This window comes from Methylobacterium sp. CM6247, assembly GCF_054817925.1.
This window is the reverse complement of the sequence record NZ_JBTXKX010000003.1, coordinates 657781-683157: the sequence shown is the minus strand read 5'-3', so window position 1 is coordinate 683157 and position 25377 is coordinate 657781. Positions and strand designations below refer to the sequence as shown.

Sequence of the window (25377 nt, the reverse complement as noted above, 5' to 3'; positions counted from 1 at the left end):
CGACGATCGATCCCCCCAACACGACATTCCCGCCAAGGATCGATCGGATGACGAGCCACACGGCCGCCGACCAGACTCGCGTGCGTGCCCCGTCGCAGCGGACGCTGCGCGGGCTCGACGCCCTTAACTTCTTCCTCGCCGATGTCCGCGACGGGCTCGGCCCCTATCTCGCCATCTACCTCATCGCCGTGCGCGGTCCCGACCAGGGTTGGGACGAGGCGACGACGGGAATGATCATGACGATCGCCGGCATCGCCGGACTGATCGCGCAGACGCCGGCCGGGGCTCTGATCGACCGGACCAACCACAAGCGCGCCATCGTCATTGCCGGGGCGCTGGCTGTCACGGCGAGCTGCCTGCTCCTTCCCTTCGTCACCAATTTCTATCTGGTGGCCGCGACCCAGTCCGTGGCCGGCATCGCCGGGGCGGTGTTCCCTCCGGCGCTCGCGGCGATCACCCTCGGCGTGGTCGGGCCGAAGATGTTCTCCAAGCGCATCGGCCGCAACGAGGGCTTCAACCATGCGGGCAATGCAGTCTCGGCGGCAATTGCCGGCTCGACGGCCTATTTCTTCGGACCCATCGTGGTGTTCTGGCTCATGGCCGTGCTCGCGGTCCTGAGCGTCGGCGCCATGCTGATGGTGCCGGCCAAAGATATCGACGACGATCTCGCGCGCGGCCTCGACGAATCGGCGGAGGAGGGCGGTGAGCAAACCTCCGGAATCCGGGCCTTGCTGCAGAACCGCACCCTGATGCTGTTCGCATTACTGGCGGCGATCTTCCACTTGTCCAACGCGGCGATGCTGACCTCGGTGGGCCAGTTGCTGACCAAGCTGTCCGGCAAGGAGAGCGCGACCTCGCTCATCTCGGTCTGCATCGTGGCCGCACAGTTCGTCATGGTGCCGGTGGCGGTCTTCGTCGGCGCCAAGGCCGACGCGATCGGGCGCAAGCCGATCTTCCTCGTGGCCTTCGGCGTGCTCGCCATCCGGGGTGTGCTCTACACCTTCTCGGACAATCCGTTCTACCTCGTTGCCGTCCAGCTCCTCGACGGGATCGGGGCCGGCATCTACGGCGCGCTCTTCCCCATCGTCGTCGCCGACCTCACCCGAGGCACCGGACGGTTCAACGTCTCGCAGGGGGCTGTCGCGACGACGCAGGGGCTCGGCGCCTCGTTCTCGGCGACACTGGCGGGTCTGATCATCGTGTCGGCGGGATATTCGACGGCGTTCCTGGTCCTGGCCGGCATCGCGGCGGCGGGGTTCGTCCTCTACCTCGTGGCCATGCCGGAAACCTACGGCTTCGAGCCGCCGACGACTACCTCGAAGCCCCCGAGTTCAGGTGGGTCGGAGCCGATGGTGGTCTCCCCCGCCTGACCGGGCGACCGGTCTCGAACGGGATCGGATGCTCCGGGGCTTACATCGGCATCTGGTTAGAAGAGGGCCTCCTCCGTACCAAGCAGGGGCTCGTGCCGAAACGAACGGTACTGGCCCCGTGGCACCGGTTCTCCGCCCCAGACAGGATCTCGTCCGCCCATGTTCGCACTTCCCGTGGCGCCTCATCTGGCGATCTGGATCATCGCCGGACTGGCGACGCTCGGGGTCATCACCCGGCCTTTCGCCTGGCCGGAGGCGGTCTGGGCCGTGCTCGGCGCCGGGGCGCTGCTGGTGCTGGGCCTGATCTCGCCGGACTCGGCCTGGGACGGTGTGCGCAAGGGGACGGATGTCTACCTGTTTCTCGTCGGCATGATGCTGCTTGCCGAGATCGCCAGGAAGGAGGGGCTCTTCGACTGGCTCGCCGGCATCGCCGTGCGCCAGGCCAGGGGATCGGCGACGCGCCTGTTCCTGCTCGTCTACCTCGTCGGCATCGTGGTCACGGTGTTCCTCTCGAACGATGCCTGCGCCGTGGTGCTGACGCCGGCGGTCTATGCGGCGGCCAAGGCGGCGGAGGCCGAGCCTCTGCCCTACCTCTTCATCTGCGCCTTCATCGCCAACGCGGCGAGCTTCGTGCTGCCGATCTCGAACCCGGCCAACCTCGTCGTCTACGCCGCGCACATGCCGCCGCTCATGGAATGGCTCGCCCGGTTCGCCCTGCCTTCGGCCCTGGCCATCGTCGCCACCTACATCGTTCTGCGCCTGACCCAGAACTCGGTCCTGCGGCGGCAATTGATTGCGAAGGACGTTGCGGCGACACCGCTCTCGGGCACAGGCAAAGTCGCCGGTCTCGGCATCGTCGCCACCGCCGGGGCGCTCATCGCCGCCTCGGCCTACGATCTCGAACTCGGCCTACCGACCTTCATCGCCGGGCTCGCCACGACGCTCCTCGTCCTTGCGATCAAGCGCGGTGGAGCGGTCGAGATCATCAAGGACGTGTCCTGGGGCGTACTGCCCCTGGTGGCCGGCCTGTTCGTTCTGGTCGAGGCCTTGGAGAAGACCGGCGTGCTGACCATGGTCGCCGATCATCTGAAGCGCGCGGCCGAGATCTCGCCGGATGCGGCCGCCTGGGGCGGCGGCACGCTCGTGGCGGTACTCTCCAATCTCGTCAACAACCTGCCGGCCGGCCTGATCGCGGGGGCGGCCGTGCAGCAGGCCGATGTCTCCGAGAAAGTCGCCGGGGCGATCCTCATCGGCATCGATCTCGGCCCCAACCTGTCGGTCACCGGATCCCTCGCCACCATCCTGTGGCTCACCGCCATCCGTCGCGAAGGCGAGAATGTCGGCTTCTGGCGCTTCCTCACGCTCGGCCTCCTGGTGATGCCTCCGGCCCTGATCTTGGCGCTGGCCGGCCTCCTCCTCCTGCCGTGATCTCCTCCGTTCGAAAACGCTCCGACCTGAGCCCGGCCCTGCTCCATCGCTTCATCCTGGCCATCGACCATTTCGGCGGGCTCGGAATGCGAGAGCACCGTGCGGGTAAGGCACGGATCGCGGGCGCCGTGCTGACGGTCGCCGGAATCGGTCTCATCGCGGCGTTCTGACGGGCCATCCACCGGGATTTGTCAGCATTGCCCCGGCGGGTCCTTGCCAGGGTTCGCTTTTTGGCCTCCGGACGTGCTATGCCCCGATAATCCCGCCTGAAGCCGGTCCCGTGCGAAGGGTGTGTGGATCACCCTCCCTTGCCGCCGATCGTGGGTTTTCCCATCCGCTGGCACCCGCCAAGATCGTCGATGTCACGCGCCGCGCGAGCGGGCGCGAGCGGCGACTTCGCCGATGCAGCCCTTGCCAGGGCCGGATGATGCGATCGAAGGATGGTACGCGGGGCGAGGGGAGCGAGGAAGGACGACGATGAGCGACGAAACTGACGCCCGGACCCGTTCCGAAGAGCGCGCCGAGCGCGCCGAACGGATGGCCAAGGAAGGCGCCGAGGCGATGGCGGAGCATCTGCAATCGGTGAAGGCCATCGACGAGCGCACCGTGAAGCTTCGCGCGCTTCGCCTCGCCAAGGAAGCCGCCGATGCCGAGGCGAAGGCCGCCGCTCCCGCGCCGGCACCCAAGCGCAAGCGCTCCGCGAGCTGAGCCAGAGAGCCTCACCAGGAAACCGACCCATGGCATTCGATCGGACCCGTCGCGCCAGCGACCCCCGCCAGGCGGCGGAAGCCGCCTTCAAGGCCGCCACCACCAAGGCGCCCGACGCCCCCAAACCCGCCGAACGCGCCCCCGCCGCGCCGCTCAGCCCGCCCGGCGCCCGCGAGATGGTGTCCCTGCGCCTCGACAGAGCCGTGCTGGAGCATTTTCAGAAGGACGGTCCCGGCTGGCAGGACCGGATCAACGCTGCGCTGAAGCGTATCGTCGGACTGTAGAGGCCGACCGAACTCAGACGGTCCGGCCCGCCTTCGGCAGGCGCTTCTCTTCCTCGCCTACTCCCCCACTCCGAACAGCTTCTCGAGAAAGTTCCTGTCGTCCTGGCTCGGCCCGCGAGCGCGCTGGTTGGCAGCGACGCGGGGCGGCGGGGCAGCGGATTGCGGCTCGCCGAGGAGGGCGCCGATGAGGCCTCCCGGCGCACTTCCGGTGGTGGCGGGAACCTCTGCGGGGGCGCGGTTTCGCCAATGGTTCGCGCCCGGCAACATCGTCGGAGGCTGGCCCTTGAGGGCCACCGTCATGTAGGTCTTCCAGATCTCGCCGGGCAGGTTACCGCCGGAGACCTTCTTGGTGGATTCCCCGTCGTCGTTGCCGAGCCAGACGCCGGTGACGAGGGTCGACGAGTAGCCGATGAACCAGGCATCGCGGAAATCCTGGCTGGTGCCGGTCTTGCCGGCGAGGTCCCAGCCCGGAACCTCGGCCTTCCTCGCGGTGCCCGAGACGAAGGTCTCGTGCATCATCGCGTTCATCATCGAGACGGTCTCGGCATTCATTACCCGGCCGAGATTGGTGTCTTTGCGCTGGTAGAGCGCCTTGCCCGTCGTGCTCTTCACGTTGGCGATGACGTAGGGGTTCACGCCGGTGCCGCCATTGGCGAAGGCGGCGTAGGCGCCCACCATTTCCAGCGGGGTCACTTCCGAGGTGCCGAGCGCCAGTGAGCCGTTGGCTTGTAGCGGCGAGGAGATGCCGAGGCGCTGGGCCGCCTGGACCACGGCCTTCGGCCCGACTTCCTGGCCGAGGCGCACGGCCACGGTGTTGAGCGAGAGCGCCAGCGCCTCGCGCAAGGGGACCGGCCCGCGATAGTCGCGCGAATAGTTCTCAGGATTCCAGCCCTTGATGCTGATCGGCGCGTCGTCGCGCACGGTGTCCGGGGTCAGGCCCCGCTCTACGGCGGCGAGATAGACGAAGGGCTTGAACGAGGAGCCCGGCTGGCGCTTGGCGGTGGTGGCCCGGTTGAACTGGCTCTGCGCATAGTCGCGCCCGCCGATGAGCGCCCGGATCGCACCGTCCGGCTTCATCGAGACCACGGCTCCTTGGGCGACGTTGTAGCGCGAGCCCTTCTGGTTCAGCTCGTCCACGAGCGCCTTCTCGGCCGCGCTCTGGAGGCGGGTGTCGACGGTGGTGGTGACGACGATATCGGTGTCGAATTTCGGCAGGAAGTCGTCGAGCACGTCCATGACGAGATCGGCCACGTAATTGGCCGAGCCGCCGCCACGGCTGCTCGCCGGCCGCGCCGGAGTCGCCAGCGCCAGCTTCACCTCGGCGGGCTTGGCGAAGCCGAGTTCCTCCATCGCCGCGAGAACCTGGGCCGCCCGCGCCTGGGCGGCGGGCAGGTTGCGGTTGGGGGCGAGGCGCGAGGGCGCCTGGACGAGGCCGCCGAGCATGGCGGCCTCCGCCAGCGTCACCGCCTTGGCGGGCTTGCCGAAATAGCGCTGGGCGGCGGCCTCGATGCCATAGGCGCCTGCGCCGAAATAGACCCGGTTCAGGTAGAGTTCGAGGATCTCGTCCTTGGTGTAGCGATGCTCCAGCCACAGGGCGAGGATCGCCTCCTGGATTTTTCGCGAGGCCGAGCGTTCCGGCGTCAGGAACAGGTTCTTGGCGAGCTGCTGCGTCAGGGTCGATCCGCCCTGCGAGACGCCGCGGCGGGTGACGTTCTGGGCCACGGCGCGGGCGATGCCCACCGGGTCGACGCCGAAATGGCTGTAGAAGCGCCGGTCCTCGATCGCCACGAAGGCGCGCGGCAGATAGGGCGCCAACTCGCCGATGCTCACCACCCGTCCGCCGGTTTCGCCGCGATTGGCCAGGAGCGAGCCGTCGCTGGCGAGGATCGCGATGTTGGGGGGGCGCTTCGGAACGGCGAGCTGGTCGATCGGCGGCAGTTGCGAAGCATGGTAGGCGACCAGCCCCGCGATGGCGATGACGCCCCACAGGCCGAGTACGAGCGTGCCGTAGAAGAGACCGCCCAGGAACGAGCGCCGGCGCGGCTTCCGGGCCGGTGTCTTGGCCCGCGCCGAGGGGCGCCGGGGGGCTTCGCCCTGGCCATTGCTGCTCGTCGCGCGTCTTCCCACACCGCCTCCGGCGCGATCGTCGCCGCTGAGCCGCAGGTTGAGGTCGCCCCGCCCACCGACGCGCCCTTCGGGCACGTCGAAGTTCGGCTCCTCCCGCCCACGTCCCTTGCGTCCGTTCGCCATGCGTTTCGTCTGAACCTGTGAGCATCCCGCGATCCGAGAGGCTCAGGTACCGCATGGTAAATACGGCGGGTTTAAGGGTTCCTAACCCGGATCATTTTACGGATTCTCCACCATAGGAAAATCTTATCACCTTCCTATAGCGTTCCCAGGGCGTCCGAGAAGCTTTGCGGCATTCGGTCGGGCGCACTTTGGAGAAGCGACGATGAGCCTGCGACTATCCGGGGCGTGAACCTCGCCGGTGCTGCTGTCGTTCGTATGGCCTGCGACCCTCGACCTGTCGTCCTTCGTGGCGTCACCGCCGCGTGATCCAAGCTCTTATCGCGCCCCAATGAGCCGATCTCATCAAGGCGCGACCACGCGGCGGCCGGCCAGCGGGCCGTGGTGAGTACGGCCATGGGGCGGGCTCACCGAGGTAAAGGCGTGGCATGAGAGAATCTGTCCCACCGCGTATCGGTCGAGGTGGAATTGGTCGCCACATCACGATGCGCGCCAAGCATTTGAACGGTCCCGCCTTTTCAAAGCGGGGGCGGTTCTGCCCGGTTGCTGCCTCACGAATCCGTGTTTGCGTGTGCGAATGGCGTCAATGCTCCGTTCATGCTTGAAGGGCCATGACGCATCTCGTGAGCTTCACGGAGGAAAACGATGCGAACGAGTTCGAAACTGGTTCTCCTGGCCGTCGCTGCCGTCGCGGGCTTCGCCTCGGCAGCCCAGGCTGCGCCATTGCCGCCGGCATCAGTCCAGCTCGAGCAGCCTGCTCTTGTCGAGAAGGCGCAGTTTTACAGCCGCGAAGGGTACCAGCGCTATCGGTACCGGAAGCAGGTTCGGCGCGAATGGGCGCGTGAACGGCGTTACGACGCCCACCTGCGCCGGCAGGAACACAATTATCGTCGGCGAGCCTATCGCTACGGTTACTAGAATTAGCGTCACGCTCCGACGATAATTCACTCCCCGAATTGGTCCCGCCCGGTGTAAGCCGTGGCGGGATCTTTCGTTTGTATGGGTTCTCCTCGAGAGCGACTGTCCTCAGTACGGCAAGGAAGAGCCGATTCTAGGCTTGCACAGATCAAGCATATAAACCAGTTTGGTTGCGCTTGTTGGTGGAGGATGCCATGTTTTATAAATTCTTTGCCATTGCAATTGCAGGCTTTTGCGCAATTCTAGGCTCTTATCCCGAAGCATCCAAAGCCGAAGACAATGAGTTTGGGCCGACCATACAGCAAAAATATCTCGGTACCTTGGCCAGGTATGTTTATATAAGACATCAATCTGCGAGAAGAATGTACATATCTAACTCGGACGTGATTGTTGTCGTCAACTTCATTGTCGGAAGGGACGGGAACGTCGTGGAATCAAATGTCGTCAACTCATCTGGGTCGCCCGATTTCGACAGAATGGCTTTGTTGACTGTAAAAACGGGTTCAAGATTTCCGCCGTTTCCAAAAGAAGTAAAGGCGAACTCATTAAGGGTAACGGTGCCGCTGAAATATGCACGTAATGTCTTTAACTGATGTTCGTTCAAAAACTTCCACAGCCTTCCTGTTACACGGTTCCGTTTGCCGTGAGTTTAGACCGACCCCCGCGAGACAGGTGACTTATCCGCCGCTGATCGAGATGGCGACACCGAGCTGTTCATCGTGAAGCGCCATTGCCGATATCCGTTTTCGCACCGACTGCCATAGACCCGTTTGAGGGCTTCTGAGCGAACACCGCCGCTTGCGTCTTCGCGGCGCGCCTCGCGCTCTGCCGCCGGACCGGCTCGGCCCGCCCCGAGCGCGAGCTCCAACGAAATCGAGCGCGATGACTTCAGCGGTCTCACTTCGGGAGGTTCCCAAACCCGGGTTCTGCGAAGGGTTCTATGGGTGCGGTTCGTAGGATCCTCAATAACCTCGCGGCGCAAAGGTGACGAGGCGAGAGCGTATTTTCCGAAACGATCGGTTTCCATCGTTTCTGTTTCATTGAGGACAGAGATGCTTGATAACCCATTCGAGGCGGACATGCCGGCATTCTTCAAGACCCGGCGCCGGGAGCGAGCGTATAGCCCAACCGATCTCGTGGACCGGCGGGAACGGTGCTGCGGATCGGATGCCTGCCTCGCAAACCGCAAGAGACGTCAATCGGATTAAGCAGAAGGGAAACGGGCGATGAGCTGGCACAGTGCGGACGACCCGGTTCCGGGCGATCACTTTTCCTGCGATGCGATCAAGACCCTGATCGTCCCTCGTTCGCGGGATCTCGGCTCGTTCTCCGTCCGGCGAGCTCTGCCGTCGACGGAGCGCCGGATGGTCGGTCCGTTCATCTTCTTCGACCAGATGGGGCCGTCCGAGTTCCTGCTCGGCCAGGGCATGGACGTGCGGCCCCATCCGCATATTGGCCTCTCCACCGTCACCTACCTGTTCGACGGTGAGATCATGCACCGGGACAGCCTGGGCACCGAACTGCCGATCCGTCCGGGCGAGCTCAACTGGATGACGGCCGGTCGCGGCATAACCCATTCGGAGCGGACCGGCGCCGGGCTGCGCCGGACCGGCTCGAAGCTGTTCGGCATCCAGGCCTGGGTCGCGCTCAGCGGCAAGGACGAGGAGACCGCCCCCGCCTTCGAACATTACGATGCGGATGCGCTGCCGGTCCTTACCGGCGAGGGCAAGATCGTCCGGCTGATCGCCGGCGAGGCCTTCGGCGCCAGATCGCCGGTGCGGACGTCGAGCCCGATGGTCTACGCCGACGTGATGCTGGAGGCGGGCGCCGTGCTGCCCCTCGACCCGACCTATGACGAGCGCGCGATCTACACCGTCTCCGGCGCCATCGACATTGCCGGCGACGGGTTCGGCCCCGGCCAGCTCCTCGTCTTCAATCCCGGCGACCGTATCAGCGTGCGGGCGACCGAGGCCACACGCTTCATGGTGCTGGGCGGCGAGCCCATGGACGGGCCGCGCCATCTCTGGTGGAACTTCGTCTCCTCGCGCCCCGAGCGGATCGAGCAGGCCAAGGAGGATTGGCGCCAGGCCCGTTTCGACACCGTGCCCGGCGAATCCGAATTCATCCCCTTGCCGGAATCACCCCCGCCCGTGCGCTATCCGTAGAGTTGCGCGAGACCGGGGCGGGGCCGATGGGGCCTCGCCCGCGAATCCCCTCCGAGAGGACATATCGACATCATGGCAGTTGAAGCATCCGGTGCCGCGAGCGAACTCGTACAGGTCGTAGCGCTGCTCGCCGCCGGCGTCGTCGCGGTGCCGGTCTTCAAGCGGATCGGCCTCGGCTCGGTCCTCGGCTACCTCGTGGCGGGGCTCGCCATCGGCCCGTTCGGCCTCGGCCTGTTCTCGGATGCCCACGCCATCCTGCATGTGGCGGAACTCGGCGTGGTGATGTTCCTGTTCATCATCGGGCTGGAGATGGAGCCGTCGCGGCTCTGGGGCATGCGGCGCGAGATCTTCGGCCTCGGCCTCGCCCAGGTCGGCGTCTGCATCGCCGCGCTCATGCTCGTCGGCATCGCCATGGGGTTCTCGCCCGCGATCTCCTTCGTGGCCGGCACCGGCTTCGTCCTCACCTCCACCGCCATCGTCATGCAGCTTCTCGAAGAGCGCGGGTCGCTCTCGACGCCGAAGGGCCAGCGCATCGTGGCGATCCTCCTGCTCGAGGACCTCGCCATCGTGCCGCTCCTCGCCATCGTCGCGCTGCTGGCCCCCGGCGGGCAGGCGACCGGCACGATGGACCGCGTCTATGGCATCGGTATCGCCCTTGGGTCCGTGGCCGCCCTGGTGGCGGCAGGGCGCTGGCTGCTCAACCCGCTGTTCCGCCTGCTGGCCGCGGCCAAGGCCCGCGAGGTGATGACGGCGGCGGCCCTCCTCGTCGTGCTCGGCTCGGCTCTGGCCATGCAGCTCGGCGGGCTGTCCATGGCCATGGGTGCGTTCCTGGCGGGCGTCCTGCTCTCGGAATCGAGCTTCCGACACCAGCTCGAGGCCGATATCGAGCCGTTCCGGGGCATCCTGCTCGGCCTGTTCTTCCTCGGCGTGGGCATGTCCCTCGACCTCACGGTCATCGCCGCGAACTGGGCGCTCATCCTCATGAGCGTCGCCGCCTACATGGTGGTGAAGAGCATCGTCATCTACGCCGTCGCCCGCCTCCTGCGCGCTTCGCATCCCGAGGCAATGGAGCGTGCGGCCCTGATGGCCCAGGGCGGCGAGTTCGCCTTCGTGCTCTATGCCGCCGCCGCGAGCGCCGGCATCATCGACGGCACCACCAACGCCGTCCTGACGGCGACGATCATCCTCTCCATGGCCGTCACGCCGCTGATGGTGATCGCCTTCGACCGCTTTGGTCCCAAGGCCTCGGTCTCGACGGAGGGCGTCGAGGTGCCAGAAAATCTCGTGGGCAGCGCCCTCATCATCGGCTTCGGCCGATTCGGGCAGGTGGTGAGCCAGCCGCTGATCTCGCGCGGCTGCTCGGTTTCGATCATCGACACCAACCCCGCCTATATCCGCGTCGCCGAACAATTCGGCTTCAAGGTCTATTACGGCGACGGGACGCGCCTCGACATCCTGCACGCGGCCGGGGCCGCCACGGCACGGGCGATCCTGATCTGCATCGACGACCGCGAGGCCGCGCGGCGGATCGCCGAACTGGCGAGGGCCGAGTTCCCCCTCGTTCCCGTCCTCGCCCGCGCCCGCGACCGCGAGCACGCGATCGAGCTCATCCATGCCGGAGTCGCCTACCAGCTTCGCGAGACGCTCGAATCGGCCCTGGCCTTCGGCGAGCAGGCTCTCCTGGCCATCGGTGACGAGCCGGATTCCGCCAGCGCGGTCATGGCCGAAGTCCGCCGCCGCGACGCCGAGCGGCTCGATATGGAGACCGTGGGCGGGATCTATGCCGGGCGCGACCTGATCCGTGGGAATGCGGTGGAGGCTTGAGGCGTAGGGTCTCACACCTCTGGCGGTGCACCGGGATTGCCTTCGTGGCGGTCCCGCTGCGCCGCCGCGCGGGCGAGAAGCAGCAACGTCACCGGGGTCGTCACGGTGAGGAACACGCCGATCAGGGCGTCGCGCAGGACGAGGCGGCCCTCGATCAGGGACAGGAGCAGCATCGAGCTCATGAGGATCAGCGCCATGCCGAGTGTCGCGCCCAGGGTGGGGGCATGGACGCGCTCGTAGAACGTTCGGAGGCGGATGAGGCCGAAGGCGCCCGTCAGCGAGAAACCTGCGCCGACGATCGCCAGAGCAACCACCAGCCACGCGGCCCAGACGGGCAATTCGGCGCCGTTCACTGGATCACCTCGCCCTGCATCAGGAACTTCGCCAGCGCCACGGTGGCGGTGAAGCCGATCATGCCGAGGATCAGGGCGGCCTCGAAATAGAGGCCGCTGCCGGTGCGCATGCCGTGGACCACCACCGCCAGCATGCCGTTGAGGTAGAGGGTGTCGAGACCGAGGATGCGATCCTGCGCGCGGGGGCCGCGCAGCATCCGCCACGCGGCAAGCGCCATGGCGAGAACCAGCATTCCCTGGGCGAAGCCGAGCCCCCAGTCGAGAACGGTGTTGGCGCTCATGGGAAGAACCTCATGGGACGAAGAAGATCATGGGGCGAAGATCTGCATCAGGGGGCGCTCGTAGCGGTCCTTCACCCGCCGCACCCATTCCTCGCCATCCGTGTAGTCGAGCACGTGGATGAGCAGGCAGCCCGTGTCGGAATCGTACTGGACCCAGAGGGTGCCGGGCGTGCCGGTGAGGATGATCGACAGGATCGCGAGGCCGAACGGCTCGCGCATGTCGAGGGGAATCGTGACGAAACCGGTCCGCCGCTCGCCGCCGCGAAGCCCGAGGACGATGCGGGCGACATCGATGTTCGAGCGCACCATGTCGTAGAGCACGATCACGGCGAGCTGGGCGAGGGTGCCGGGCGCCCGCACCCGCACCCGCACCGAGGGAGGACGGAGCGCCAGCATGACGGCAGGAACCGTGAGGCCGACCAGCAGCGCCAGCAGGACATTGCCCGGTGAGAGCGGCGCGTTCAGGAGGAGCCAGGTCGCGGCGAGGCAGGCCGACAGGATGGGGTAGGGCAGGAGGCGGCTCACGATCCACCGCCTTCCCGCGTCGGCCCGAGGACGGCGCGAACGTAATCCTGCGGCTGGGCCAGCCAGCGCACGGTCTCGTCGGCATAGGCGAGGGCCGGGCCGCCCCAAAGGGCGAGCGCCACACAGGCGGCGAGCAGGCCGGCCAGAGCGGCGAATTCCGAAAGGCGCAGGACCGGCGGCGGGTCGTCGCTCGGAACCCAGAGGTTCTTGATCCCGAGCCGCACCATCGGCATCAGCGTGGCGAAGCTCGACAGGGTCAGCGCTGTGATGAGCCACCAGGCGGACGCGGTCGTCGTGCCCGTGGTGAGCCCCGTGAAGATCGCGAGCTTGCCGACGAAACCGGAGAGCGGGGGAACCCCCGCCAACATCAGCGTGCAGACGAGGAAGCCGCTCCCGAGGAGCGCCACCGCAGCGGGGATCGCCCGGCCGATCTCGGTGGCGTCGGCATCGTCGAACGGGTCGCGGTACTCGTCGGCGAAGACGGCCTGGGCGGCCTCCAGCGGGTCGCGGCCGCGCTGCAGGATTTCGGCGAGCAGGAAAAGGGCGCCCGCCGCGAGGGTGGAGCCGAGGAGGTAGTACAGGGCGCCCGAGAGCGCCCCGTCATTGCCGCTCCCCAAAGCCGCTAGCACCGTGCCCGACGAGATCATCACCGCATAACCCGCCGCCCTTGTCAGGTCGCGCGCCGCCAGGATGCCGATGGCGCCATAGGCCATCGTCGCGAGACCGGCGGCGAGAATCCAGGTCTGTCCGAACCCCTCCGACAGTCCCGCCCCGAACAGAAGCAGGCTCAGGCGCACCACCACGTAGATGCCGACCTTGCTCAGGATCGCGAGGATCGCGGCCGCCGGCGCACTCGCTGCCGCGTAGGTGGTGGGCAGCCAGAACCCGAGCGGCCAAGCGCTGCACTTGATCAGGAAGGCGATGGCGAGGATCGCGCAGCCGATCTCGAACAAAGCGAGTTCCCCCGCCTCCGGCGCCGCGAGCCGCCGGGCGAGGTCGGCCATGTTGAGGGTTCCCATCGTGCCGTAGATGAGGCTGACGCCGACGAGGAAGAACAGCGAGGCGACGAGATTGACCGCGATGTAGCCGAGGCCGGCCCGGATCCGCGTCTCGCCCGATCCGTGCAGGACGAGACCGTAGGAGGCGGCCAGCATCACCTCGAAGAACACGAACAGGTTGAACAGGTCTCCGGTGAGGAAGGCGCCGTTCACGCCCATCAGCAGCAGGAGGAACAGGCCGTGGAAGCGCGGACCCGCCCGGCCCCAGCGGGCGAAGGAGAAGACCAGGGCGCACAGGCCCAGCACGCTGCCGAGCGCCAGCATCAGGGCCGAGAGCCGGTCGGCCACCAGCACGATCCCGTAGGGTGCGGCCCAGTTGCCGAGGCGGTAGATCTGCGCCGCCTCGCTCGCGCGCCAGACGAGGATGAGGGATATGCCGAGGAGGGCCAGGACCGTGGCGAGGCTGAGAGCCCCTTTCAGCCGGCTCCGGCGCTCGTCCATGAGGAACATCGCCCCGGCCACCGCGATCGGCAGAACGATGGGCAGGACGACGAGATGGTCGGTCCAGTCGCTGACCAGGGGGGCATTCAGAACCGTGGCGTTCATGGATGCGGGTTCTCTGGATTCGGCTCCGCCAGATGCGGCTCGCGGCCGTCCACATGGTCGCTGCCGGTGATGCCGCGGGCGGCGAGCAGCACGACAAGGAAGAGCGCGGTGAGCGCGAAGCCGATCACCAGGGCGGTGAGGACCAGGGCCTGCGGCACCGGGTCGTCCACGGAGACGATGTCGGCCCCGGCCCCGAGCACCGGCGGCGCCCCCACCGTCAGCCGGCCCATGGCGAAGATGAACAGGTTGACGGCGTAGCTCAGCAGCGAGATGCCCAGCACGACCTGGAAGGTGCGGGGACGCAGCATCAGCCAGATGCCCGAGGCGGCGAAGACGCCGATCCCCAGGGACAGCACGATCTCCATCAGGCGGGCTCCTTCTCGACGACCCGCTCCACCCCCGCCTCGGCGGGGCGGGTGCGCCGCAGGGATTGGTGAGCCAGGGCGACGAGCATCAGCGCGCTCGCGCCCACCACCAGCACCATGATCCCGAGATCGAACAGCAGCGCGCTCGCCATCGGGACCTTGCCGAGCAGAGGCGGCTTCCAATAGGCGAAATAGGCGGTGAGGAACGGACGCCCGAACAGCCAGGAACCGGCGCCGACCGAGACGGAGACCAGCAGGCCGATGCCGATCCACGAGATCGGCTGGATCCGCAGCCGTTCCTCCACCCACTGCGCGCCCTGAGCCATGTATTGCAGCATGAAGGCGATGGTGAGCGCGATGCCCGCCGCGAAGCCGCCCCCCGGCAGGTCGTGGCCGCGCAGGAACAGATGCAGGGCGAGGAGGACGATGAAGGGGAACAGCCACGTCATCACCACGCGCGGGACGAGGAGAGCATCGGCGGTGGTGTCGCCGAGCTCGCGGCCCTCGCGGGCATCGTCATAGGCGTCGTGGTTCACCTGCTGCTTGGGAGGACCGAGACTGTCGGAGGCGGGGCGGAAGCGGCGAAGGAGCGCGAACACCGTCAGGCCGACGATGCCCAGCACGCAGATTTCGCCCAGCGTGTCGAAGGCCCGGAAATCCACCAGCAATACGTTGACGACGTTGCGTCCGCCCGCCTGCGGGTAGGCCTCCTCGATGAACCAGCGGGCGATCCCGTCGACGGCGGGTCGGGTCATCACCGCGTAGGCCAGGCCGGCGAGCCCGAGGCCGGCAAAGGCGGCGATGCCGAGATCAATCATCCGTCGACGGCGGGACCGCGTCTTCTCCCAAGCCGGCGCCGGAATTGCCGCGTCGCGCTTGGGCAGCCAGCGCAGGCCCAGCAGCAGCAGCACGGTGGTGACGATCTCCACCAGGATCTGCGTCACCGCGAGATCCGGGGCGGAGAGCCAGAGGAAGGTGAGGCTGCTCACGAGGCCCGCCCCGCCGACGAAGATGGCGGCGGAGAGCCGGTGGTACTTCGCCCGCTCCGCCGCGCCGATGGCGCAGGCCGCGCCCACGAGCCACATCAGCGCGAAGGCCGGATCGAACTCCGTGGTCTTGCCCGGCGCGAACAGGTCGAGCCCCCGTGTGGCTCCCGTCACCAATGCGGCCAGGAGCACGGTGAGGAAAAGAATGCGCAACTGCGCCTGGAGGCGCTCGGCACCGAGCCCGGCTTCCAGGCGGCGCGCGCCGTTCACGAGGCCGGTCATGGTCCGCTCGAACAGCCAGCCGCCGTCGATCCGGTCCATCAGCCAGGGGCCGCCGCGGGGATTGGTGTTGATCCGCCGCCCGAACGCAACATAGAGCGCGATGCCGCCCAGCAGCGCCACCATGCTGAGCGCCAGCGGCGCGTTGAAACCGTGCCAGATGGCGAGGTCGTAATCAGGGGTCCGCTCGCCGAGGACCGCCCGGACCGCGCCTGCGAGGAGGGGACCGATCGTCAGGTTCGGCACGAGGCCGATGGCGACGCAGACGAGGACGAGCAGCTCGATCGGGATGCGCATCCAGCGGACCGGCTCGTGGGGCGCGTGCGGCAGGTCGTGCGGGGCGGGTCCGAAGAAGGCCTGCCGGATGAAGCGCACGGAATAGAGCATGGTGAAGGCGCTCGCCAACGTCGCCAGCACCGGCAAGGCGAGATTGAGCAGATGGCCGTCCGCGTTGTCGACCGCCTCAGCCAGGAACATCTCCTTCGACAGGAAGCCGTTGAGGAGCGGCACACCCGCCATCGCGGCGGCGGCGACCATCGCCAGCGTCGCCGTATAGGGCATGGCCCGCCACAGACCGCTGAGGCGGCGCATGTCGCGCGTCCCGGTCTCGTGGTCGATGATGCCCACCGCCATGAACAGCGAGGCCTTGAACGTCGCGTGGTTCACCGTGTGGAAGATCGCCGCCACGACGGCCAGCGGCGAATCGAGGCCGAGGAGCAGGGTGATCAGCCCGAGATGGCTGATGGTGGAATAGGCGAGCAGACCCTTGAGGTCGTGCTGGAAGATCGCGCTCCACGCGCCCACCAGCATCGTGATCATGCCGGCGGTGCCGACGATCCAGTACCAGGCCTCGGTGTTCGCCAGCACCGGCCAGAACCGGATCATCAGGAAGATGCCGGCCTTCACCATGGTGGCCGAATGCAGGTAGGCGCTGATCGGCGTCGGTGCCGCCATGGCGCGCGGCAGCCAGATGTGGAACGGGAACTGCGCCGACTTGGTGAGCGCGCCGGCCAGCACCAGAACCAGGGCCGGCACGTAGAGCGGATTATTGCGGATCGCGTCGCCCGAGGCGAGCACCGCCGAGAGGTCGTAGCTGCCGACGATCTGCCCGATGAGCACCAGACCGACGAACAGGCAGAGGCCGCCGGCCGCCGTGATGGTCAGCGCCATCCGTGCGCCGTCCCGTGCGGAGGCGTTGTCGGACCAGTAGCCGATGAGCAGGAACGAGACGATGCTCGTCAATTCCCAGAAGACGAAGAGCTGGATCAGGTTGCCCGAGAGCACGATGCCCAGCATCGCGCCGACGAAGGCGAGGAAATACGAGAACAGACGCGGCACCGGGTCCGCTTCCGCCATGTAGTAGCGCGCATAGAGGACCACGAGCGCGCCGATCCCGAGCACCAGGACGGCGAACAGCCAGGATAGCCCGTCGAGCCGCAGCACGAGGCGGACGCCCAACGTCGGCAGCCAGTCGACCGCCCAGACGATGGGGTCCGGGCCCGCGACGGCGGGGTAGAGGAGCCCGATGCAGGCGAGGCAGGTCACCATCACGAAACCGGCGAGGATCGCGGCGGCGTTGCGTGCGTGGCCCGGCAGACAGATCGCCACGACGCTGCCGAGGAAGGGCAGGATGGCGGCGATGGCGAGGAGCAGGTGGGGCGGCATCGGCTCGGGCAATACCCTCGTTGGGCGGGAGCGCCCTCCATGGGGTGCGGGGGCGTCCGGCGAAACCAGGAGCGGGGCGCTCGCGCGGGTCGAGTGCGGTATAGGACGCAACATCAGACGTGGCGAGGGCGGAGAGCGCCGAGATTCCGTAGAATCCCCGCGACATCTCCCCGGTCATGGTCTGGCCCTGCCGAGATAGAGCCTTGCTCGTTCAATGCCCGATATCGCGAGGACAGGTATGTCAGGTCGAAGGATGGCCTTCCATCCGCGCCCGGAACGTGGCGGCCTCCGCGCGCAGCCATTCGGTCGTGGCTTGTACGCTGGGTTTCGAGAGGCCTGCCTCGCTGGTGACGAGATGGTAGATATGGCCGTCCAGAACCGGCCCGAACGGCTGGACGAGTTGGCCCGCCGCCAGTTCCGCTTCCACGAGGGCGAGGCTCGACAGGGCGACCCCTTGGCCCGCCACCGCGGCCTGGATCGCGTGCCCCTCATCGGAGAAGCGGATCTGGCCGGGCCGGGATGGACAAGGCAATCCCGCGCGATCGAACCAGGTTTCCCAGGTCGGGTTCAGCGGATGCTTCCTTCGCCAACGGAAATGGATGAGCGGCGCGGCTTCAGGATCGTCGCCCGTTAGGTCGTCGAAGGCGATCTTGCGGAGGAGAGGGTTGACCACAGGCGCGAAACGATCGGCGAACATCGCCTCGGCGGAGAGGCCCGGATAGGGGCCGCGCCCGTAGCGAATGGCGAGGTCCGCGCCGGCGGCATCGAGATCGATGGCGTCATCCGAGGCCAGCAGATGCAGGTCGATATCCGGATGGAGAGCCCGGAAGCCGGACACCCTCGGGACCAGCCATTTCGCCGTGAACGCGCTCGTGGCGGTGATGGTGATCTGTACGCGGCTCCGCCCTCGCGTCAGGCGGGCAATGACGGCTTCGAAGGCATCGAACCCCTCGCGCAGGACAGGGTATAGCTGGAGACCGGCCTCGGTCAGCATCACCTGGCGGACCCGTCTCTCGAAGAGGCTCAGTCCGATATTCTCTTCGAGGCCGCGGATCTGGTGACTGATCGCGGTTGGCGTCACCGCGAGCTCGGCCGCCGCAAGCTTGAAACTCCCGTGTCGTGCCGCGGCTTCGAAAGCACGCAGAGCGCCGAGCGGCGGTAGGCGGCGTCGCAGACCGAGATGAGATCCGCTCATCCATCACCCGAGGATTTGGAGTTTGTCGCGCTCCGGATTCGAGCCCACCTCTCCCCCATCGGAGCGGCTGGGGCAAGATGGGTTCATGCCGCTTTCCCGTCCATCGAAAGCGAGACGACCATGCTGGAACGCATCATCACGCAGCCCGACAATTATGAGCCTTTCCTGCTGTCGCAGGGCATTCGGTATGGCGGCCTTCTCTTCATCTCCGGCCAGGCCGGGGCGGATGATGACGGGCGGATCGTCGACGGTGGCTTCATGGAGCAGGGCGAGCAGGCCTTCTCCAACCTCCGCAGGGTGTTGGAGGCTGGCGGATCGAGCCTGGAGGACGTGGTGAAGGTGACGATCTTCGTCACCGACATGGACCACTTCCGGGACGTCGTGGCATTGCGCCGCCGGTACTTCACCGCGCCCTATCCCGCCGACACCATCGCCGAGGTCAAGGCGCTCTACGATCCCCGGGCCATGATCGAGATCGAGGCCATCGCGGCCGTCAGCGTCAGGAGTGCTTGAGGTGGATGCGCTGGCGACGATGCCGGATCCCGACGGCCTGCGCCGTCTCCTGACGCCGTCGGCCATCGGCCCGATGGCGCTTCGGAACAGAATGGCGGTCGCCCCGATGACGCGGGTCAGCGCCGGGTCGGATGGCCGTGCGACGCAGCGCATGGCGGATTACTATGCCGCCTTCGCGACCGGTGGCTTCGGCCTTGTCATCACCGAGGGCCTCTACACCGACGCGGCGCATTCTCAGGGTTACCTGTTCCAGCCGGGTCTTGCCGACACCGAACAGTGCGATGCCTGGAAGCCGATCGTCGAAGGCGTGCATGGGCACGGTGCGAGGATCATCGCACAGCTGATGCATGCCGGGGCCCTCTCACAGGGGAACGCGTTCCGGACCGGGACCAGGGGACCTTCGGCGGTGAAGCCCAAGGGTCGGCAGATGATCTTCTATCGCGGAAGCGGTGAGTATCCGATCCCTGATTCCATGTCGGAACCGGACGTCAGGGCAGTCGTGATCGGCTTTGCCGAGGCGGCGGTTCGGGCGCGGGATACGGGCTTCGACGGTGTCGAGATCCACGCGGCGAACGGCTACCTCCTGGACCAGTTCCTCAGCGAGGGAACCAACCTGCGCCAGGATCGCTACGGCGGCGACGTCGTCCGGCGGATGCGCCTCATCGTCGAAGTCGTGGATGCCGTCCGGAAGGCCGTGGGACCCGATTTCGTGTTGGGCCTCCGCATCTCCCAGGGCAAGGTCAACGATCTCACGCATAAATGGAGCGGGGGCGAGGACGAGGCCGCTGCCATCTTCGGTACCCTCGGCGGCCTGCCCATCGATTATCTGCACACGACAGAGCATGAGGCATGGCAGCCCGCCTTCGAGGCGACGGCAAGTCTGGCGGCTCTGGCCAAGCGCCATGGCCGTCGACCCGTGATCGCCAATGGTGGTCTTCATCGGCCATCGCGGGCGGCCGGTCTCATGGCTGCTGGCGAAGCGGACTTCGTGTCTCTCGGACGCGGAGCTCTCGCCAATCCGGACTGGCCGCGCCGCGTAGCGGGAGGACTTCCCCTCAATGAGTTCGACGGCGCGCTCCTATCTCCCATCGCCGATCTCGAGAATGCCGAGGCCTATCGGCGGCGCTCCGCCGCCACGCCCGACTGAGACCGAAACGACCCTGGGCTCCGGTGTCCCTCGATGGCCGGCCTATTCCCGTCGGCGAGATACCGGCTTGCTGAGATAGGCCGAGCCCGCGAGGAGGAAGCGCCACGGGGTATCCGCCCCGCGCGTGATGCCGATGCGGCGGTCGGCCACGATCTCCGGCGTCGCGTCCCGTCGCTCAAGTTCGAAGGGCGGCCGGTCGAGGGGAAGGCCGTCCTGCAGGTTCGTCACCGCCAGGGCCTGACACAGGCGGCCCGGTCCCGCGCAGAGGAGGCGGAGGGCGTCGAGCCCGCGCCGCTCGCGCATGGTCTCGATCCCCTCTTTCGGCTCGATCGCGCGGATCAGCACAGCGCTTCCCGGTTCGCAGACGAGGTTGAGGCACCAATGCATGCCGTAGGAGCGGTAGACATAGGCATGGCCCGGCGGCCCGAACATGCTGGCATTGCGCCGGGTCGGCCCGTTGAAACTATGGGAGGCCGGGTCGCTCCGGTCATAGGCCTCGGTCTCGACGACGAGCCCGCCGATCCCGGAGACGAGGAGGCGGCATCCGATCAGGTCGGAGGCGACCGCCGCCGCCGGCCGCGCATAGAAATCCGCCCTGAGGCTCACGGCTTGCCCGAGGCTCACGGTTTGGCGGAACCGCCATCCAGCACGCGGGCGATGCCGTCCGGCCCGAGTTTCAGGGCCACGCGGATTGCGCGTTCGACGAAGGCTTGGGGCGTCAAGCCGGCGAGCTTGGCCGCTCGCGACACGTCGAGGCCTAGGCCGAGATCGATCGCCACCGGCGTCGTGCGGGGGGCAGGGGCCGGCGCTTCCGCCGCCACGCCCGGAGGAGGCACCACCGCCGGGACGGCGGGGGACGGAACCGGTTCGCCGGCCGGAGCGAGACCGAGGGCCTGCCGCCGACCCTGCGCCGCCAGCCGGTCGGCGCGCTCGTTGCCGACATTGCCGGTATGGCCCCGCACCCAGGTCCACTTTACGTCGCGGGCGGCGTTGAGGGCGTCGAGCTCCTGCATCAGCTCGACGTTCTTCACCGGCCCGGTGCTGGTGCGCCAGCCCTTCGCCTTCCAGCCTCGCATCCATTCGGTCACCGACTTGATGACGTACTGGCTGTCGCAGCGCATCTCGATCGCCGACCCGGCGGGGAAATGCGACAGGGCCTTGATTGCCGCCGTCAATTCCATCCGGTTGTTGGTGGTGGCGCGGTCGCCGCCGCAGAGCTCGATCTTGCCCTCCGGTCCCTCGATCACCACGCCCCAGCCCCCCGGGCCCGGGTTCGGATCACAGCCGCCATCGGCATAGGCGACGGCGCGGGCAAGGGCGGGCTTCGTGGTCGTCATGACGCTGATCTCATGTCCGGGGCAGCGGGGCCCCTAGCACGAGGCGCAGGGTCAGGGCGATTGCGGGGGCGCACCTGCGGGCCGGATCTCGTAATGGATCGGCTTGAAGGCATTGTTGTTCGATTGCAGAGCCGAGCAGGCGGTGAGCCCGATGATGAGGTCGGTCTCGGCTTCGAAGGTCACACGGTCGCCGGCCCGGCTCAGGGGCGGCTCGACCTTTAATTCCCCGGTCTCGCCGTTCACCACGACGTTCATGAACACGTTGAAGGCCACCGGGATCCGGTCCGGCTCGATGCCATAGGGCGCGAGCGCGGCGGCGAGGTTGCCGAAACAGCCGCGGTGCGGATGCGTGTCGCCGTAAATGATGCGGAAGGTGTCCGCAGAGCAGGGGGTCAGCAGGAAATCGTGCCGCCCCACCGTATCCTCGACAATGCGCAGCAGAACGTTGGAGCGGTTCGAGTAGATCGGGTCGCCCGTCGTCAGGTAGATGCGGCTGGCGTAATCGAGGGTCCGGCCCGACGAGATCACCTCCTCGCGGTCGGCCGCGGAGAAGGCCAGAAGATCGGCGACCTGCTCGCCGTTCGGGTCGATCACGGTGAGGCGGTCGCCCTTGGCGAGCACGAAGGCGACGCCACTGCGGGGCGCGATCTCGTGGCGTCGGACCGGGGGGAGGGCGATGTCAGGCGGCATCGCGGCCATTCTCGGTGACGCGGTCATTGGCGCGCTTCGCCCGTCCCTGGAACGGGCAGACCCAGTCGCCGCCGACGGCGCGGCCGCTATACTGGCGCGCCTCGGAGGCATCGCCGTGCCGGGCCAGCATGGGGTTGATCGAGCCGGCCAGCGCCTCGTCGCGGGCGAGGATCGCCGAGCGCAGCCCCTCGTAGCGGCCCTCCTCGCGCAGCTGCTCGAACTGTGCGCGCACATTGAAGACGAGGACGGGATGCGAGAAGCGGCGGGCCGGCCGGCTCGCGCCGGGATGCATCCCGACGAGGAAGAACGCCTCGCCGCCGAAGGACAGGGCGAAATGCGGGTCGTCCGGGTCGGCCTGCACCCGCTTGTCGTAGCGCTGGCCAAGGAAGGCGTCCTTGTCGGACAGGGATTGCACACGGTCCCAGAGGTGCCCCTCGAACCGCTCCTCGGACAGGGGCGTCGCCTCCTCGAACACCACGGCGAAGCTTTGGAACAGCTTCGGGTTGGCCCGATAGCGACAGATGAAGGCGAGGAGCGCGGGATAGATCCGGGTGTCGTCCCACCCCGAGGCGACGTCGCGGGCGACCAGCACCTTCAGCTGCCCCTTGGCGAGGGCGGATTTCGCGCCGACGCAAGGGAAGGGCGCATCCTTGATGAAAGCATGGAATTTGAGCGCGAGGGGATGCGCCGAATCGTCGGTAGGAAACAGCATGAGGCTCCGGATCGTCGTCGGTCGTGGCTGGCTCCGAGGAGGACATGGCAAACCGATCGCCGCCGGGGAGGTTCCGCTCCGTGCAGGGACAGGTCGTCGCTGTCCACAGGATTGCCCGAGATCAGCCAAGACGAAGGCTCATTCATCGCCAGCACTGATTTGGGTGGATCGGTCTTGTTTCATACATTCCGCCGAGCTTATCGTGCGATCCGCCCGACACATCTTGGGCACGACTTGTTGCGGATTTGCCGAGACCGCACTTTGGCTGGCAGTCGGAATCCGACGGAGACAGCCGTGTCATAGCGCTGGTTCGACCGAACGCAGCCGTTTCGATTCCGGACCAAGAGATTCCTATTGTGGAACAGAGTTACCAGTTCCACCATGGTAGACCATGCAGATCGTTATCGTTCCTCCTCGGGCCAGCTGGTCGGCCGAGTTTGCTGCTTTGAAGCCTGCTCTGCTTCGGGCGGCACCGGCCGGGTCGTATATCCATCACATTGGCTCGACGGCAGTGCCAGGGTTGGCGGCAAAGGATGTGATCGACGTTCAACTGACAGTAGAAGACCTTGAGCGGGTGGAAGACGCGGCATTCGAGCGAGAGGGCTTCCAAAGTACGCGCATCCTGAACGATCACTGTCCTCCGAGACTCGACCTTCCTGCTCGGGAGTTGGAAAAGCGGTTCTATCGAGGCCAGGGTCGAGCAGCGAACGTGCACGTCCGACAGAAGGGCCGCTTCAACCAGCGTTTCGCCTTGGTTTGTCGGGACTTTTTACGCGCCCGGCCCGTTGCCGCCGCTTCTTACGGTTTGATAAAGCAGCGTCTAGCAGAACGCTTTCCGGCTGACGCCGACGCTTACTACGATATTAAGGACCCTGTGTTCGATATCATTGTCGAAGGCGCCAACGCTTGGGCCGAGCTCGTCGGATGGTTCGAGCCGCCCGGCGACTGATCCTCCGTCAACGGCCATCACGGATATTCCGGATGGGCGCGGGGCGTCCGATGTGATCCGCTAGATGTAAGCCGAAGCCAGCTCTGGTGAATGCGACAGGGCATGGGCAAGCACCTCCAGCGATTGCGTGATCTCGGCGCGGCCGGCGAGTCCTCCAAGGCAGATCCGCACCGCTTCCGGCGCTTCTCCTGCGGCGAGGAAAGCGTCGCTCGCCACAGCGCCAATTCCGGCTGCGCGCGCCTGGCTCGCGAAGGCCGAACGGGTCCAGCCTTCGGGCAGGGACAGCCAGAGGTGGAAGCCGGCGGGGTCGGCGGTCACGCCGTGCCGCCCCAGCATGTCGGCGGCGATGGCCTGCCGCGCAGTCGATTCCGAGCGCACGAAGGCCAGGATCGCCTCTGCGGTGCCGTCATTGATCCAGCGCGTCGCGAGAGCCGTGGTGATGGGGGAGGCCATCACCGTCGATGCGCGCAGGGCGGACGTCAGTTGGAGTGCCGCGCGGGCGCTCGGGGCCAGCATGTAGGCGAGCCGCAGGCCGGCACCCAGACATTTGGCGAGGCCGGCGACGTGATAGGTGATCTCCGGCGCAAGGCGGTAGAAACTCGGCACCGGAATCATCGGCACGAAACCGTAGGCGTCGTCTTCGATGATCGTCACGTTGTAGCGTCGCGCCACGGTGACGATGGCCTCGCGTCTCTCCGGCGAGATCGTGATCGTGGTCGGGTTCTGCAGGGTCGGGTTGAGGTAGAGCGCCTTCGGCGCATGACGGGTGCAGGTGGCCGCGAAGGCCGCGGCGTCGATCCCTTCGCCATCCATGGGCAGGCCGACGAGGCGCAGGTTGAGATGAGCGGCGAGCGCCCGCGCGCCGGGATAGGTCAGCGCCTCGCAGCAGATCGTGTCGCCGGGTTGCGCCACGAGGCTCATCACGGCTCCGAGCGCCGCATGGGCGCCGGGGCAGATCAGGAGTCGGTCGCGAGGCGCGTCGAGGCCGCGGCGGCGCAGCCATTCCACCGCCGCGTCCTTGTCGTCGGGCGTCCCGCCGAAACCCTGGTAGCGCAGCAGATTGGCGAGATTCTCCGAGACCGAGGCGAGGCCGCCCCTCATCCGCTCGAGCAAAGCGGGGTCGTCGGGTTCCGGCGGCAGGTTCATGGTGAAATCGACGGGGCCGTGCCGGCGCTCCGGTGCCGCCCTCGGCTGCGTGACGCGGAGCGCCGGTTCGGCGACGAAGGTCCCCTGGCCCACCCGCGCTTCAACGAGCCCCCGGCGCTGCGCCTCCACATAGCCGCGCGCCACGGTGGTGAAGTTCAGGTCCAGCCGCTCGGCGAGGACGCGCTGGGGCGGGAGACGCTCGGCGATGGCGAGACGCCCGGTCCGGATATCGTCGGCGATGGCCTCGACGATGGCGAGGTAATGCGGCTTGCCCCAGCGGCGGAGGTCCGGCGTCCATCCCTCCGGCGAGACGAGGAGAGGCAAGGTCGGCCGGGCGGACTTGGCCGATCGCTGGCTGTTGGTCATCGCGAAACCGATCAATATCCATTCAATCCGGTATTGTATGGAAAGCAACCGCCATGCCGCGATATACCGTAAGGTTCTGGATCTGAATTTCCGGTCAATGCATTCAAATAGATCGTGAGTATAGTGTCCAATATGTCGAGTATCTATGAATCCGATGCTCGCTTTTTAAGCGATCGGCACGCTGGTCAGAGCCTTCGCATTCGACTGACATTGACCGCATGATTGACTGTATCCGTCAGCGCGGATTTGGCTGGATCGAACTCCACCGGTTGCTGGCATGCGGTTTGCCATCTCCTCATCAGCCGTCGCTGCTCGTGATC

Annotated in this window: 25 protein-coding genes; 12 read left to right on the top strand and 13 right to left on the bottom strand. The window is 67.0% G+C overall.

Annotated features, from left to right (window positions below):
* Positions 1-47 precede the first annotated feature (47 nt).
* From ACYQOP_RS04050 to ACYQOP_RS04030, 5 genes are all read left to right on the top strand, one after another.
* The gene (locus ACYQOP_RS04050) at positions 48-1370 is read left to right on the top strand and encodes an MFS transporter (protein ID WP_461221261.1); all 1323 of its coding nucleotides are present in this window, start codon (positions 48-50) and stop codon (positions 1368-1370) included.
* A gap of 159 nt (positions 1371-1529) precedes the next feature.
* Positions 1530-2798: an arsenic transporter gene (locus ACYQOP_RS04045; RefSeq protein ID WP_461221260.1), complete on the top strand. Its 1269-nt coding sequence runs from the start codon at positions 1530-1532 to the stop codon at positions 2796-2798.
* Entirely contained in the window at positions 2795-2968 is a 174-nt protein-coding gene (locus ACYQOP_RS04040) for a hypothetical protein (RefSeq protein ID WP_461221258.1), read from the top strand. The genes ACYQOP_RS04045 and ACYQOP_RS04040 overlap by 4 nt, the downstream gene beginning before the upstream one ends.
* 307 nt (positions 2969-3275) lie before the next feature.
* Positions 3276-3506 carry a hypothetical protein gene (locus ACYQOP_RS04035; protein ID WP_056427912.1) on the top strand — a complete coding sequence of 77 codons (231 nt, stop codon included), beginning with the start codon at positions 3276-3278 and terminating at the stop codon, positions 3504-3506.
* A 29-nt stretch (positions 3507-3535) separates the two neighbouring features.
* Positions 3536-3790 (top strand): BrnA antitoxin family protein, encoded by a 255-nt coding sequence (locus tag ACYQOP_RS04030; RefSeq protein WP_461221257.1) that lies wholly within the window; start codon positions 3536-3538, stop codon positions 3788-3790.
* Positions 3791-3847: 57 nt separating this feature from the next.
* Here ACYQOP_RS04030 and ACYQOP_RS04025 read toward each other — a convergent pair whose 3' ends face one another.
* Positions 3848-6040 carry a transglycosylase domain-containing protein gene (locus ACYQOP_RS04025; protein ID WP_461221256.1) on the bottom strand — a complete coding sequence of 731 codons (2193 nt, stop codon included), beginning with the start codon at positions 6038-6040 and terminating at the stop codon, positions 3848-3850.
* 642 nt (positions 6041-6682) lie between these two features.
* On the opposite strand from ACYQOP_RS04025, the gene ACYQOP_RS04020 reads away from it, so the two are divergent.
* From ACYQOP_RS04020 to ACYQOP_RS04005, 4 genes are all read left to right on the top strand, one after another.
* Positions 6683-6955 carry a hypothetical protein gene (locus ACYQOP_RS04020; RefSeq protein WP_419952960.1) on the top strand — a complete coding sequence of 91 codons (273 nt, stop codon included), beginning with the start codon at positions 6683-6685 and terminating at the stop codon, positions 6953-6955.
* A 194-nt stretch (positions 6956-7149) separates the two neighbouring features.
* Positions 7150-7548, top strand: coding sequence for an energy transducer TonB family protein (locus tag ACYQOP_RS04015; RefSeq protein WP_461221254.1), 399 nt, complete (start codon positions 7150-7152; stop codon positions 7546-7548).
* A gap of 633 nt (positions 7549-8181) precedes the next feature.
* Entirely contained in the window at positions 8182-9120 is a 939-nt protein-coding gene (locus ACYQOP_RS04010; protein WP_461221253.1) for a pirin family protein, read from the top strand.
* A 72-nt stretch (positions 9121-9192) separates the two neighbouring features.
* Positions 9193-10944, top strand: a complete 1752-nt coding sequence (locus ACYQOP_RS04005; RefSeq protein ID WP_461221251.1) for a monovalent cation:proton antiporter-2 (CPA2) family protein — start codon at positions 9193-9195, stop codon at positions 10942-10944.
* 11 nt (positions 10945-10955) lie between these two features.
* On the opposite strand, the gene mnhG is transcribed toward ACYQOP_RS04005, so the two are convergent.
* From mnhG to ACYQOP_RS03970, 7 genes are all read right to left on the bottom strand, one after another.
* Positions 10956-11297 (bottom strand): monovalent cation/H(+) antiporter subunit G, encoded by a 342-nt coding sequence (gene mnhG / locus ACYQOP_RS04000; RefSeq protein WP_419952957.1) that lies wholly within the window; start codon positions 11295-11297, stop codon positions 10956-10958.
* The gene (locus ACYQOP_RS03995; RefSeq protein WP_018041825.1) at positions 11294-11578 is read right to left on the bottom strand and encodes a K+/H+ antiporter subunit F; all 285 of its coding nucleotides are present in this window, start codon (positions 11576-11578) and stop codon (positions 11294-11296) included. Before ACYQOP_RS03995 ends, mnhG begins: the two co-directional genes overlap by 4 nt.
* 27 nt (positions 11579-11605) lie before the next feature.
* The gene (locus tag ACYQOP_RS03990; protein ID WP_461221250.1) at positions 11606-12103 is read right to left on the bottom strand and encodes a Na+/H+ antiporter subunit E; all 498 of its coding nucleotides are present in this window, start codon (positions 12101-12103) and stop codon (positions 11606-11608) included.
* Complete coding sequence (locus tag ACYQOP_RS03985; protein WP_461221249.1) at positions 12100-13707, bottom strand: monovalent cation/H+ antiporter subunit D; 1608 nt, start codon at positions 13705-13707, stop codon at positions 12100-12102. The genes ACYQOP_RS03990 and ACYQOP_RS03985 overlap by 4 nt, the downstream gene beginning before the upstream one ends.
* Positions 13704-14072, bottom strand: a complete 369-nt coding sequence (locus tag ACYQOP_RS03980; RefSeq protein WP_018041828.1) for a Na+/H+ antiporter subunit C — start codon at positions 14070-14072, stop codon at positions 13704-13706. The genes ACYQOP_RS03985 and ACYQOP_RS03980 overlap by 4 nt, the downstream gene beginning before the upstream one ends.
* Positions 14072-17002 carry a monovalent cation/H+ antiporter subunit A gene (locus ACYQOP_RS03975; protein WP_461221248.1) on the bottom strand — a complete coding sequence of 977 codons (2931 nt, stop codon included), beginning with the start codon at positions 17000-17002 and terminating at the stop codon, positions 14072-14074. The genes ACYQOP_RS03980 and ACYQOP_RS03975 overlap by 1 nt, the downstream gene beginning before the upstream one ends.
* 241 nt (positions 17003-17243) lie before the next feature.
* Positions 17244-18197, bottom strand: a complete 954-nt coding sequence (locus tag ACYQOP_RS03970; protein ID WP_461221247.1) for a LysR substrate-binding domain-containing protein — start codon at positions 18195-18197, stop codon at positions 17244-17246.
* A 120-nt stretch (positions 18198-18317) separates the two neighbouring features.
* Between ACYQOP_RS03970 and ACYQOP_RS03965 the strand changes: the two genes are divergently transcribed.
* Both ACYQOP_RS03965 and ACYQOP_RS03960 read left to right on the top strand, forming a co-directional pair.
* A complete protein-coding gene (locus ACYQOP_RS03965; protein ID WP_461221246.1) occupies positions 18318-18710 on the top strand; it encodes a RidA family protein in 393 nt (130 codons plus the stop codon).
* Position 18711: 1 nt separating this feature from the next.
* Positions 18712-19857 carry an NADH:flavin oxidoreductase gene (locus ACYQOP_RS03960; RefSeq protein WP_461221245.1) on the top strand — a complete coding sequence of 382 codons (1146 nt, stop codon included), beginning with the start codon at positions 18712-18714 and terminating at the stop codon, positions 19855-19857.
* Between the two features lie 42 nt (positions 19858-19899).
* Here the strand turns inward: ACYQOP_RS03960 and ACYQOP_RS03955 are convergent, their stop codons facing one another.
* The 4 genes from ACYQOP_RS03955 to gntA are packed head-to-tail and all read right to left on the bottom strand — an operon-like array spanning position 19900 to position 22596.
* Positions 19900-20463 carry a DNA-3-methyladenine glycosylase gene (locus ACYQOP_RS03955; protein WP_461225188.1) on the bottom strand — a complete coding sequence of 188 codons (564 nt, stop codon included), beginning with the start codon at positions 20461-20463 and terminating at the stop codon, positions 19900-19902.
* Between the two features lie 14 nt (positions 20464-20477).
* Positions 20478-21194 carry a ribonuclease HI gene (gene rnhA / locus ACYQOP_RS03950; protein WP_461221244.1) on the bottom strand — a complete coding sequence of 239 codons (717 nt, stop codon included), beginning with the start codon at positions 21192-21194 and terminating at the stop codon, positions 20478-20480.
* A gap of 51 nt (positions 21195-21245) precedes the next feature.
* Positions 21246-21893 carry a DUF1989 domain-containing protein gene (locus ACYQOP_RS03945; protein WP_200919094.1) on the bottom strand — a complete coding sequence of 216 codons (648 nt, stop codon included), beginning with the start codon at positions 21891-21893 and terminating at the stop codon, positions 21246-21248.
* Complete coding sequence (gene gntA, locus ACYQOP_RS03940; protein WP_461221243.1) at positions 21874-22596, bottom strand: guanitoxin biosynthesis heme-dependent pre-guanitoxin N-hydroxylase GntA; 723 nt, start codon at positions 22594-22596, stop codon at positions 21874-21876. The genes ACYQOP_RS03945 and gntA overlap by 20 nt, the downstream gene beginning before the upstream one ends.
* A gap of 391 nt (positions 22597-22987) precedes the next feature.
* Between gntA and ACYQOP_RS03935 the strand changes: the two genes are divergently transcribed.
* On the top strand, positions 22988-23545 hold the full coding sequence (locus ACYQOP_RS03935) for a GrpB family protein (protein WP_461221242.1): 558 nt from the start codon (positions 22988-22990) through the stop codon (positions 23543-23545).
* Between the two features lie 60 nt (positions 23546-23605).
* Here ACYQOP_RS03935 and ACYQOP_RS03930 read toward each other — a convergent pair whose 3' ends face one another.
* On the bottom strand, positions 23606-25057 hold the full coding sequence (locus ACYQOP_RS03930) for an aminotransferase-like domain-containing protein (RefSeq protein ID WP_461221241.1): 1452 nt from the start codon (positions 25055-25057) through the stop codon (positions 23606-23608).
* Positions 25058-25377 lie beyond the last annotated feature (320 nt).